Source organism: Kitasatospora sp. NPDC048540, from assembly GCF_040651175.1.
In the GTDB taxonomy this organism is placed as follows: Bacteria; Actinomycetota; Actinomycetes; order Streptomycetales; family Streptomycetaceae; genus Kitasatospora.
Genome location: NZ_JBEZIR010000201.1, coordinates 1 through 10,694, shown reverse-complemented (window position 1 = coordinate 10,694; position 10,694 = coordinate 1). Strand labels below are relative to the sequence as shown.

9 protein-coding genes are annotated in these 10,694 nt (G+C 72.8%); 5 read left to right on the top strand and 4 right to left on the bottom strand.

Features of this window, described 5'->3' with window-relative positions; genetic code table 11:
• The first annotated feature begins 118 nt into the window (after nucleotides 1-118).
• Nucleotides 119-1,594, top strand: coding sequence for an APC family permease (locus tag AB0D08_RS39020; protein ID WP_359895090.1), 1,476 nt, complete (start codon nucleotides 119-121; stop codon nucleotides 1,592-1,594).
• A gap of 232 nt (nucleotides 1,595-1,826) precedes the next feature.
• Complete coding sequence (gene serS, locus AB0D08_RS39015) at nucleotides 1,827-3,101, top strand: serine--tRNA ligase (RefSeq protein ID WP_033819464.1); 1,275 nt, start codon at nucleotides 1,827-1,829, stop codon at nucleotides 3,099-3,101.
• 86 nt (nucleotides 3,102-3,187) lie between these two features.
• On the opposite strand, the gene AB0D08_RS39010 is transcribed toward serS, so the two are convergent.
• A complete protein-coding gene (locus tag AB0D08_RS39010) occupies nucleotides 3,188-3,982 on the bottom strand; it encodes an AfsR/SARP family transcriptional regulator (protein WP_033819465.1) in 795 nt (264 codons plus the stop codon).
• Between the two features lie 522 nt (nucleotides 3,983-4,504).
• On the opposite strand from AB0D08_RS39010, the gene AB0D08_RS39005 reads away from it, so the two are divergent.
• The 3 genes from AB0D08_RS39005 (at nucleotide 4,505) to AB0D08_RS38995 (ending at nucleotide 7,695) form a co-directional block, all read left to right on the top strand.
• Nucleotides 4,505-5,962: an MFS transporter gene (locus AB0D08_RS39005; protein ID WP_082526382.1), complete on the top strand. Its 1,458-nt coding sequence runs from the start codon at nucleotides 4,505-4,507 to the stop codon at nucleotides 5,960-5,962.
• 101 nt (nucleotides 5,963-6,063) lie between these two features.
• A complete protein-coding gene (locus AB0D08_RS39000; RefSeq protein ID WP_051812068.1) occupies nucleotides 6,064-6,765 on the top strand; it encodes a hypothetical protein in 702 nt (233 codons plus the stop codon).
• A 129-nt stretch (nucleotides 6,766-6,894) separates the two neighbouring features.
• A complete protein-coding gene (locus AB0D08_RS38995; RefSeq protein WP_033819466.1) occupies nucleotides 6,895-7,695 on the top strand; it encodes a helix-turn-helix transcriptional regulator in 801 nt (266 codons plus the stop codon).
• A gap of 75 nt (nucleotides 7,696-7,770) precedes the next feature.
• Here AB0D08_RS38995 and AB0D08_RS38990 read toward each other — a convergent pair whose 3' ends face one another.
• From AB0D08_RS38990 to AB0D08_RS38980, 3 genes are read right to left on the bottom strand one after another with little or no spacing between them, the layout of a single operon-like run.
• Complete coding sequence (locus AB0D08_RS38990) at nucleotides 7,771-8,169, bottom strand: nuclear transport factor 2 family protein (RefSeq protein ID WP_033819467.1); 399 nt, start codon at nucleotides 8,167-8,169, stop codon at nucleotides 7,771-7,773.
• 39 nt (nucleotides 8,170-8,208) lie between these two features.
• Complete coding sequence (locus AB0D08_RS38985; RefSeq protein ID WP_033819468.1) at nucleotides 8,209-8,982, bottom strand: alpha/beta fold hydrolase; 774 nt, start codon at nucleotides 8,980-8,982, stop codon at nucleotides 8,209-8,211.
• 13 nt (nucleotides 8,983-8,995) lie between these two features.
• Entirely contained in the window at nucleotides 8,996-10,552 is a 1,557-nt protein-coding gene (locus AB0D08_RS38980; RefSeq protein WP_033819469.1) for a long-chain-fatty-acid--CoA ligase, read from the bottom strand.
• Nucleotides 10,553-10,694: the final 142 nt, after the last annotated feature.

The window sequence follows — 10,694 nt, the reverse complement described above, 5'->3', positions numbered from 1 at the left end:
CCCCAAACCGGCGCGCGGGCCCCACGCGGACCTCCCCCCCCCCCCCCGGCCCGTCGCGCCGGACCCTCTTCGCCCCGCCCGCCCGGATCCCGCCCCCTCCTCCACCTGGAGCTCCCCGATGACCGCCGCACCTCCCGCCGCGTCCCCGACCTCCAGACGGCTGACCACCGGTCACATCGTCTTCCTGATCGTCGCCGCCGCGGCCCCGCTCTCCGCCATGGTCGGCACCGTGCCGCTGGCCTTCGCGATCGGCACCGGCCCCGGCGTGCCCGCCGCCTTCGCCTTCGCCGGCGTCACCCTGCTCTGCTTCTCCGTCGGCTACGCCGTCAGCGCCCGCCGCACCGGCGGCTCCGGCGGCTTCTACGCCTCGATCGCCGACGGCCTCGGCCGCCCGCCCGCCGTCGGCAGCGGCTACATCGCCCTGCTCGCCTACAACTGCGCCACCGTCGGACTGGTCGGCGCCCTCGGCTACTTCACCCAGCTGGTGCTCGCCGCCCACGGCCTCGACCTGCCCTGGCAGCTGTGCGCCGCCGTCGGCCTGGCCGCCGTCGCCGTCCTGGGCTACCGCGACATCGCGGTCAGCGCCCGGGTGCTGGCCGTCCTGATGGCCGGCGAGATCGGCGTCCTCGCCGTCCTCGACCTCGCCGTCCTCGGCCGGCACGGCACCTCGGCCCTGCCGCTCGACTCCTTCTCGCCGCACACCGCGACCGGACCCGGCCTCGGCGTCTCGCTGATGTTCGCCTTCGTCTCCTTCATCGGCTTCGAGTCGGCCGCGCTGTACGGCCAGGAGGCCAAGGACCCGCGGCGCAGCGTCCCGCGCGCCACCTACATCGCCGTCGTCCTGATCGCCGGCTTCTACGCGCTCACCAGCTGGGCCGCGGTCGGCGCGATCGGCCCCGACGCCGTCCGGCAGACCGCCGGCGACCAGCTCGGCGACCTGTTCTTCGTGCTGGGCACCGACTACCTCGGCGGGACCGGCTCCACCATCCTCCAGATCATGCTCTGCACCAGCCTGTTCGCCGCCACCCTGGCCCTGCACAGCGCCGCCAACCGGTACGCCCAGGTGCTCGCCGACGACGGCCTGCTGCCCCGCCGGCTCGGCGCCGTCCACCCCCGGTACGCCTCGCCGCACCTGGCCAGCATCGCGCAGACGGTGCTCAGCGCGGTCGTGGTGGGCGGCTTCGCGCTGGCCGGGCTCGACCCGTACGCCGACCTCACCACCAGCATGCTCGGGCTCGGGACGCTCGGGATCGTGGTGCTGCAGGCGCTGGCCGCGCTCGCCGTGCTCGGGCTCGCCCGCAAGGGGCTGAAGGCCGGACTGTGGCAGGGGGTCATCGCCCCGCTGCTGGGCTTCGCCGGCCTCGCCGTCACGGTCTGGCTGGTGGTCGGCAACTTCGACCTGCTGACCGGGACGCACAACGGGCTGGTCTCCGCGCTGCCGTGGGCCGTCCCGGTGATCGGCGTGCTCGGCCTCGCGTACGGCTACTGGCTGCGCACCGCCCGCCCGTCCCACTACGCCCGCCTCACCGGCCCGGCCGACACCCCCGCCCCCACCCAGGCCCCGACCCCGGCCCCCCTCGTCCCCACCCCCTGACGGGGACCCCCCAGGGGGCACCCCAGTCGAGCTGAGGGCACCCTCAGTGGCACGGAGGGCACCTCCCAGGGGCGCGAGGAACTGCGCGAAACGGGAGGTGCCCGTCCGGTGGCCTACCGCTGCGCGCAGTTCCGCCCCCAGCCTTCGGCCGGGAGGTGCCCCCAGCGCCCCTTGGGGTGCCCCGTCCTTCGTCCCCCGTGAAGTCCGTGATCCGTCTCCAGAGGAGAGTGCCGTGCACGACGTACGTGAGCTGATCGAGCTGGGTCCGGAGGCGGTGCGCCGGCTCGCGCGGCGCAGGTTCCGGCTCGACCTGGAGTTCCTGGGCGAGGCGCACCGCCGCCGCACCGAAGCCCTCGAGACCGTCGACCGCCTGCGCGGCGAGCTGAAGCGTGCCTCGCGCGGCCCCGCCGCGTCCGAGCAGGCCCGGGAGGACTCGCGCCGGCTGCGGGAGCAGGTCCAGGAGGCCGAGGCGGCCGTCCGCTCGGCCGAACTCGTCCTGGAGGACGCCCTGTCGGGCATCCCCAACCTCCCGCTCGACACCGTCCCGGACGGCGACAGCGAGAAGCAGGCGGTGGAGGTCCGCAAGGGCGGCCCGGCGCTGCGCCCCGCCGCCGGCGAGGCCCGGCACCACGCCGATCTGGGCGAGTCGCTCGGGGTGCTGGACGCCGGCCGGGCGGCCGCGCTGTCCGGTGCCCGGTTCAGCGTGAGCCGGGGTGCGGGTGCCCGGCTGGAGCGGGCGCTGGCCTCGTTCCTGCTGGACCTGCACACCACGGAGCACGGCTACACCGAGTACTCGGTGCCGCACCTGGTGAACCGGGAGACGATGACCGGCACCGGCCAGCTGCCCAAGTTCGAGGAGGACCTGTTCGCGACCTCGGTCGGCGGCCGGGAGCTGTTCCTGATCCCGACCGCGGAGGTGCCGCTGACCAACCTGGTGGCGAAGGAGCTGCTGGACGCCAAGGCGCTGCCGATCGCGATGACCGCCCGCACGCCCTGTTACCGCGCCGAGGCGGGTTCGTACGGGCGGGACACCCGCGGGGTGCTGCGGCTGCACCAGTTCGAGAAGGTGGAGCTGGTGCGGATCTGTGCGCTGGAGGACGCCCAGGAGCAGCTGGAGCTGATGGTGGGCCAGGTGGAGGAGTGCCTGCGCCGGCTGGAGCTGTCGTACCGGGTGGTGCTGCTGCCGGCCGGTGACATGGGCTTCTCGGCCCGGATGACGTACGACATCGAGGTCTGGCTGCCGGGCAGCGACTCGTACCGGGAGATCTCCTCGGTGTCGGACTGCGGCAGCTTCCAGGCGCGCCGGGCGGGCATCCGGCACCGGACCGCGGAGGGGCGCAAGCTGCCGGCCGCGACCCTGAACGGTTCGGCGCTGCCGATCGGGCGGACCGTCGCGGCGCTGCTGGAGCAGGGCGCGCAGCCGGACGGTTCGGTGCTGCTGCCCGAGGCGCTGGTGCCGTACACCGGTTTCCGGCGGATCCTGCCGGGCGGCGCGGTGGAGCACTGAGGCCGGGCCCCGCACGGCACAACGGCACAACGGCACAACGGCGCGACGCCCCCGGACGTCGCGCCGTTGTGCTGGACGGGGTCCGCTCAGGCGGAGCGGACCAGGTGCAGCGCCGCGGGCTGGTGCAGCGCGGGGGCCTGGATGAGGACCTCCCGGAAGAGCTGCTTGAGCTGCGGGGAGGGTTCCATGCCGAGTTCGTCGACCAGCCGCTGCCGGGCGGTGTTGTAGACCTCGACCGCCTCGGCCTGCCGGCCGGAGCGGTAGAGCGCCCGCATCAGCATCTCGGTGATCCGCTCGCGCCACGGGTGGGCGACGCTCATCCGCTTCAACTCGCCGATCACGTGCGTCGGTTCGCCGAACAGGGCGCCCATCCAGAGCCGGTCCTCCTGCGCGGCCAGGTACTCCTCGTCCAGTTGCAGGGCGATGCTCTGGCACAGCGGTCCGGGGGCGACGTCCTGCATCGGGCTGCCCTGCCAGAGGCCGAGCGCGCCCTCGAGCAGGGCGCCGGCCACCTCCGGGTCGCCGGTCACGGCGTGCCGGGCGGCGGCGAGTTGCTCGCGGAACAGGTACAGGTCGACGTCCTCGGGTGCGACCTCCAGGATGTAGCCGGAGGCCTGGGTGATCAGCGGCGGCACCTCGCCGTGCGGGCCGGCCAGCCGGCGCAGCGTGCGGCGCAGCCGGGAGACGTGGGCCTGCAGGGAGTTCTCCACCGTGGCCGGCGGGTTGTCGCCCCAGAGTTCGGTGTAGAGCTGTTCGGTGGGCACCAGGCGCCGGGCCCGGATCAGCAGGGTGGCCAGCAGGGTGCGCTGTCTGGTGCCGGGGATGGTGGCGAACCGGCCGTTGACGACGGCCCCGACCGGGCCCAGGATCCTGAACTGCATGTGTTCCCCCTGTGGTGAAGAGCGGTTGGTTGCCGGCGGAACAGGCGTGCGGATTGTCGGGGCGGGGGCTCGAGCCCGGCTGGAGGGTGCCGGGTACGCCGAGCAGGGGTCGAGCGGTGCTCCACCGGGTATCCACCCAGGGTCCGCAGTCGCTCCAGGACGCTCTGTCACCGTGCTTTCCGGGGACGTCCGACATCGGGCGGCTCCCCTGCCCGTGTGCCGAGGCGACCAGTTTCGCGCGTTCCCGAACATGATCAGCATTCATCCGAACGAAATCCCGAATTTCCGAATTCCCGGAACCGAGTTCCCGGAGCGCTGTCCGGCATGCCGCCGGCCGGGGTTCCGGGCGGCTTTGCGGTAATACCGTTCGTCGGCGAATTGTCGGCGAGTCGCCGAACCGTGGGGCGGCGTCCATTACCTCTCAGGTAATTGACCGCCCTTGTCAGGGGCGGCCAAGCTGGACACAGCCTCCGGATCGGCTGTGGCAGAGCAGGACTACGTGATCGACCAGGAGTTGGACCTATGACCACTGAGACAAACCCCGCCACGGCAGCGCCGTCGGCGCCGGCCGCGGACGTCGCGGCCGAGCCACACCGGGCGATTCTGCCGATCGTGCTCTCCGGCGTATTCATGACGACGCTGGACTTCTTCATCGTCAATGTCGCCATCCCGTCGACCCAGGCCGACCTGAACGCGACCGCCTCGGCGATCGAATGGGTGGTGGCCGGTTTCGGTCTCGCCTACGGCGTCGGCCTGATCACCGGCGGCCGCCTCGGCGACCTGTACGGGCGCCGCAAGATGTTCCTGCTGGGACTGGCGCTGTTCACCATCGCCTCGCTGTTCTGCGGCATCGCGACCAGCGGCTCCTACCTCGTGGCGGCCCGGGTCGGCCAGGGTGTCTCGGCGGCCCTGCTCGCCCCGCAGGTCCTGGCCATCCTCGGCACCGTCTACACGGGTGCGGCCAAGCTGAAAGTGTTCACCGGCTACGGTCTGGCGATGGGCCTGGCCGCGGTGTTCGGGCAGCTCATCGGCGGTCTGCTGATCCAGGCGGACATCGCCGGCCTCGGCTGGCGCTCCTGCTTCCTGGTCAACCTGCCGATCGGCGCCGCGATCATCGCACTGACCCTGAAGTACGTGCCGGAGACCCGGGCACCCGGTAAGCCCAAGCTCGACCTGGTGGGCGTCGCCGTCATCACCCTCGCCCTGGTCGCCCTGGTCCTCCCGCTGATCGAGGGCCGCGAGAAGGGCTGGCCGCTGTGGACCTGGCTGTCCTTCGCCGCGTCCGCCGTGCTGTTCGTGCTGTTCGCCCTGCAGGAGAGCCGGCTCGCCGCCCGCGGCGGCTCCCCGCTGGTCAACCTGTCGCTCTTCAAGGAGCGGGCGTTCAACGCCGGTCTGCTCAGCCAGCTGGTCTTCTGGATGGGCCAGGCCTCGTTCTTCCTGGTGTTCGCCCTCTACGTGCAGCGCGGCCGCGGCCTGGACGCCCTCCAGGCGGGTCTGCTGTTCGCGGCGATCGGCGCCGGGTACATGTACACCTCGATGAACGCCGGCAAGTTCGCGGCCAAGCTCGGCCGCCAGGTGATCGCGGTGGGTGCCCTGCTGATGGGCGCCGGCCTGGTCGTGCTGGGCATCACCGCCTCGCAGATCGGCACCACCGGCCACATCCTCTGGCTGATCCCGGGCCTGGTCATCGACGGTGCCGGCATGGGTCTGGCGGTCGCCCCGCTGGCCTCGACCGTGCTCGCCCGGGTCTCCCCGCAGTACGCGGGTGCGGCCTCCGGCGTGCTGACCACCGCGCTGCAGATCGGCAACGCGCTGGGCGTCTCGATCATCGGCATCATCTTCTACAACGCGCTCGGCGACACCCCGGTCGTCGGCGACTACCCGCACGCGTTCGACCTGAGCGTGATCTTCCTGGTCGGCGTCGCGGTGGTGCTCGCCGCCCTGGTGCAGATGCTGCCCCGCGGCAACTCCGGCAAGTGACCCCGAGTGGTGACCCACCCCGCCCCGGCCGGCCAGTACCGCGGCCGGGGCGGGCCCGTCACCGCACCGATCGAATCCCGAACCACGAAAGAGGACTCCCCGTGACCGCATCCGCCTCCTTCCTCGACCGCTACGTCAGGGTCTGGAACGAGCCCGACCCGGCCGCCCGCCGCGCCGCCGTGGCCGAGCTGTGGACCCCGGACGGCCTGCACTACACCCAGACCCGGGTGTTCCGGGGCACCGACGCCCTGGACGCCCGCACCACCGAGGCGTACGACCAGTTCGTCGGCGGCTCCGGCCTGCTCTTCCGGCACCGCGACAACCTGGTCGCCCACCACGACGCTGCCGTCTTCAACTGGGAGATGACGCCCGGCAGCAGCCACGACGTGCTGGCCGTCGGCTTCGACTTCGTCCTGCTGGACGAGGCCGGCCGGATCCGGGTCGACTACCAGTTCAACGAGCCGCCGGCCCCGGTCGCCGAGCTCGACGAGCTGGCCGGCCGGCTGCTCGCGCTGGCCAAGGAGCCGGACGAGGAGCTGCGCGGCAAGCAGACCGCCGCGCTGTACAGCCCGCACGCCCGGCTGGTCGACGCCGCCGCCGAGCGGGACGTGCCGAGCGCGCTGGCCGCCGCCCCCGCGGGCGAGGTCCGCCGGCTGCGCGGCCACGCCTCCGCCCAGCACGACGCGGTGCGCTACGGCTGGGAGCTGACCCCCGCCGACGGCGGCCCGGCCGTCACCGGCGTGGACTTCCTGATCCGCGGCGAAGACGGTCTGTTCACCGCCCACTACCGGTTCACCATCTGATGACGGGTCAACGGCGGGAGGGCGGCCGCGTGCCGCCTTCCCGCCGTGTCCTGTCCGCCCCTGACGGTCCGCCGGCCCGCCGAGTTGTGCCGCGGGGGCCGGATACCGCAGGGTTGAGAGGTGACCCACGTGCCCACCGCCACGGACAAGCGCCACCAGCGACCGGTCGGCGAGCTGATGCGCCACTGGCGCGAACAGCGGGGGCTGAGCCAGCTCGTCCTCGCCACCCGCGCCGAGATCTCCACCCGGCACCTCAGCTTCATGGAGACCGGCCGGTCCTCGCCCAGCCGGGAGATGCTGCTGCGCCTGGCCGAGCAGCTGGAACTGCCGCACCGGGAGCAGAACCACCTGCTGCTGGCGGCCGGTTTCGCACCGGCGTACGGCGACTCGCCCCTGGACGCGCAGGAGATGGCGCCGGTGCGTGAGACCCTCCGGCAGATCCTGGCCGGCCACGACCCGCTGCCCGCCCTGGTGGTCGACCGCGGCTGGAACATCGTCGAGCACAACAGCGGCTTCGCGCTCTTCACCGAGGGCGCCGCCCCGCACCTGCTGCGCGGGCCGATGAACGCGCTGCGGCTCGCCCTGCACCCCGAGGGCATGGCCCCGAGGATCCTCAACTTCGCCGAGTGGCGGGCCCACCTGCTCACCCGGCTGCAGCGCCGGGTCACGCTGACCGCCGAACCCCGGCTGACCGAGCTGTACCGCGAGGTCAGCGCCTACCCCTACCCGGGGCCGCAGCCCGAGACGCCCGAGGTGCCCGACAGCGGCGACCTGATGGTGCCGCTGCGGATCGGGTACCGGGGCGCCGAGCTGGCGCTGTTCTGCACCATCGCGACCTTCGGGATGCCGCTCGACATCACCGTCGCCGAGCTCGCGATCGAGACCTTCTTCCCGGCCGACGCGGCCACCGGCGCGCTGCTGCGCGGCTGACACCGGGGCCCGCGGAGCGGCGCGGGACGCACCGAGGCCGGCCGGGGCTGCAACCCCCGACCGGCCTCGGTGGGCTCAGGCGGCCGCCGGCGGCGGCACGGTGTACGACGGCGGGGTGTCGATGTACTGGTAGTCGGCGGTGACCTTGCCCTGCTCGTCGAGCACGACGAAGTCGAAGCCGATCGCCTCCAGCGCGCCGGTCTCGGCCGACACCATCACCCAGTTGAAGCGCAGGGTGGAGTGGTGCCCGACCGCGTTGGCCGAGGAGCGGAAGGCGAACCCGCCGACCTTGTACGCCTCGTGGGCGTACCCGATCTGGGTGGCGATGGCCTCGTGGCCCTTGGACTCGGCGAGGAAGTTGAAGTAGCTGCCCTCGGGCGCCCACAGCTCCTCGACGGCCTTGCGGCGGGCATCCGGGTCGCTCTCGTTCCACAGCGCGACGTAGCGGTCGGCGAACTCGTTGGGGTTGGTCATTCCGGTACTCCTTTCAGGGGGCGGGGCTCGGGGAAGGGGTCAGGCCGCGTCGCTGACCTGCCGGCGCAGCAGCCGGACGAAGTCGGCGGTGATCGAGAGGGTCTCCTGGTGCAGGAAGAAGTGCCCGCCGGGGAAGACCCGGTTGCCCAGGTACTCGGGGGTGCGCGGCGCCCAGGACGCCATCGCGGAGGAGTCCACCAGCGGGTCCTGGGTGGCGCTGTAGCTGACGATCGGGCACGGCACCTTGGCGCCGTCGTCCTGGTAGCTGGCGCAGACCAGCAGGTCGGCCCGCATGGTCGGCATCATCATGTCGAGCGTCTGGCGGTCCTTGAGGATCTCCTCGGGCAGCGAGCCCAGGCCCCGCGCCCACTCGACGATCTCCTCCTCCGGCACCTCCAGCTGCTCCACCGGGGGAGTGCGGAAACCGACCGGCGCCCAGGCGGAGGCGCCCAGCAGCACCGGGGCGGGGCCGCCGCGGCGCCGTACCTCCTCGGCCAGCCGGTAGCCGAGCAGGGCGCCCATGCAGTGCCCGAAGAACGCGAACGGCCGGCCGTCGAACTCGTCCTCGATCTCGTCCGCCAGCTGCTCGATCAGCGGCTCGATCTCGGTGAACGGCTCCTCCTTGAGCCGGTCCTGGCGGCCCGGCAGCTGGATCGACTGGGCCGAGATGTCGGCCGGCAGCATGGGCAGCCACTCGCGGTAGATCGAGGCGCCGCTGCCGGCGTAGTGGAACAGGAACAGCCGGGTCGGCGCGTCCGGGTCGGACTCCGCCTGGAACCAGCGCCCGGTGACCGGTGCGGTGCGCTCCGCCATCGAATGTGCCTCCTCAGGACGGGCTCGGTGCGGCCAGCTGGTCCCGCAGGACCCGGCGGAGCACCTTGCCGGTGGGGTTGCGCGGCAGCACGTCCAGGAAGTCGTAGCTGCTCGGGATCTTGAAGTCGGCCAGCCGGCCGCGCAGGAAGAGCATCAGCTCGCGTCCGCTGACCTGCTCCCCGGGGGCGCGGACCACGCAGGCCCGGACGGTCTCGCCCCAGCGCTGGTCCGGTACGCCGATCACGGCGACGTCGGCGACCGCCGGGTGCTCGCGGACCGCGTTCTCCACCTCGACGGGGTAGATGTTCTGCCCGGCGACGATGATGGTGTCGCTGATCCGGTCGCACAGGAACAGGTAGCCGTCCTCGTCCAGGTAGCCGAGGTCGCCGAGCCGCAGCCAGCCGTCCACCAGCGCCTTCGCGGTGGCCTCGGGCTGGCGCCAGTACTCCACGAAGTGGGCCGGGGTGTCGACGCAGACCTGGCCGATCCGCCCGGCCGGGAGCTCCCGGCCCTCGTCGTCGACGATCCGCACCCGGTTGCCCGGGCAGGAACGGCCGGCCGAGGTCAGCCGGGGGTTGCCCGGCACGTGGTCCGCGGGGGCGAGACAGGTGACCACGCTGCCGGTCTCGGCGGCCGCGTACATCTGGGCCAGGTCGCAGCCGAAACCCTCGATCGAGCGGGCCAGCAGCGCGGGGGAGATCGGCGCGCCGCCGTACACCACCTTGCGCAGCGAGGCGAAGGTCTCCCGGGTGACGCCGCGCTCGGCGAGCATCATGTCGAGCATCGCGGGCGCCGCCCAGGTGGTGGTGATGGCGTGGCGCTCGATCAGCCGGACCGCCTCCTCGGCGTTGAACATCCGCATGATCACGCTGGTGCCGCCGACGTTCAGGGTGTGCATGAACCAGGCCATCCCGGCCGAGTGCAGGCCCGGGAAGCAGATCAGCGTGCGGTCCTCGGCGCGCCAGTCGATCCAGTCGGTGCCGTGCCGGCGCATCGACTCGATGAAGGTGAAGAACGAGCGGTGGGCCAGCACCACGCCCTTGGGCAGGCCGCTGGTGCCGCTGGTGTACATCTGCAGCACCGCATCGTCGGTGACCGCCTCGGCGGGCAGGTCGGTGTCGGGCGCCGCGCCCTTCCAGGCCAGGAAGCCGCCGACCCGGTCGAGGTCGGTGTCCAGCTCCACCAGCGCCTTCAGCGAGGCGGGCCGGACCTTCTCCACCGTCGGCAGGAACTCCCGCTCCACGAAGAGCAGTTCGGCGCCCGAGTCGGCCAGGATGTGCTCCACCTCGCGGGCGGTCAGCCGCCAGTTGATCGGCACCAGCACCGCGCCGCCCTTGGCGCAGCCCACCGCGAGGTCGTAGTAGTGCTCCGACTCCCGGCCCAGATAGGCGATCCGGGCGCCGCGGCCGAGGCCGGCGGCGCGCAGCGCGTGCGCGGTGCGGTTGCTCTCCCGGTGCAGCTGGGCGTAGCTGAGTGCGCGGCCGTCGCAGATGACGGCGGGGTGCTCGGGCCGCTCGGCGGCGTGCCGGGCCGACCGCGCGCCGATGGTGGCCTGTGCTGCTTGGTCCATGGTCCTCTCCGTCCGATCTCGGTCAGGCCGGTGGGGGCCGCAGCTGGCTGCGGCCTCCGCGGTCGGGGGTGTCCGCAAGTCGTGGAGGGCCGAGCCCGTGGTCCTGCCCAGGTTGGGGCCACGCAAAACCACTCGGTTGAGT

Coding starts and splice junctions, on each gene's coding strand:
- AB0D08_RS39010 (WP_033819465.1), bottom strand. CDS start 3,982: ATGCAGTTCAGGATCCTGGGCCCGGTCGGGGCCGTCGTCAACGGCCGG.
- AB0D08_RS39020 (WP_359895090.1), top strand. CDS start 119: ATGACCGCCGCACCTCCCGCCGCGTCCCCGACCTCCAGACGGCTGACC.
- AB0D08_RS38985 (WP_033819468.1), bottom strand. CDS start 8,982: ATGGCGGAGCGCACCGCACCGGTCACCGGGCGCTGGTTCCAGGCGGAG.
- AB0D08_RS38990 (WP_033819467.1), bottom strand. CDS start 8,169: ATGACCAACCCCAACGAGTTCGCCGACCGCTACGTCGCGCTGTGGAAC.
- AB0D08_RS38980 (WP_033819469.1), bottom strand. CDS start 10,552: ATGGACCAAGCAGCACAGGCCACCATCGGCGCGCGGTCGGCCCGGCAC.
- AB0D08_RS39005 (WP_082526382.1), top strand. CDS start 4,505: ATGACCACTGAGACAAACCCCGCCACGGCAGCGCCGTCGGCGCCGGCC.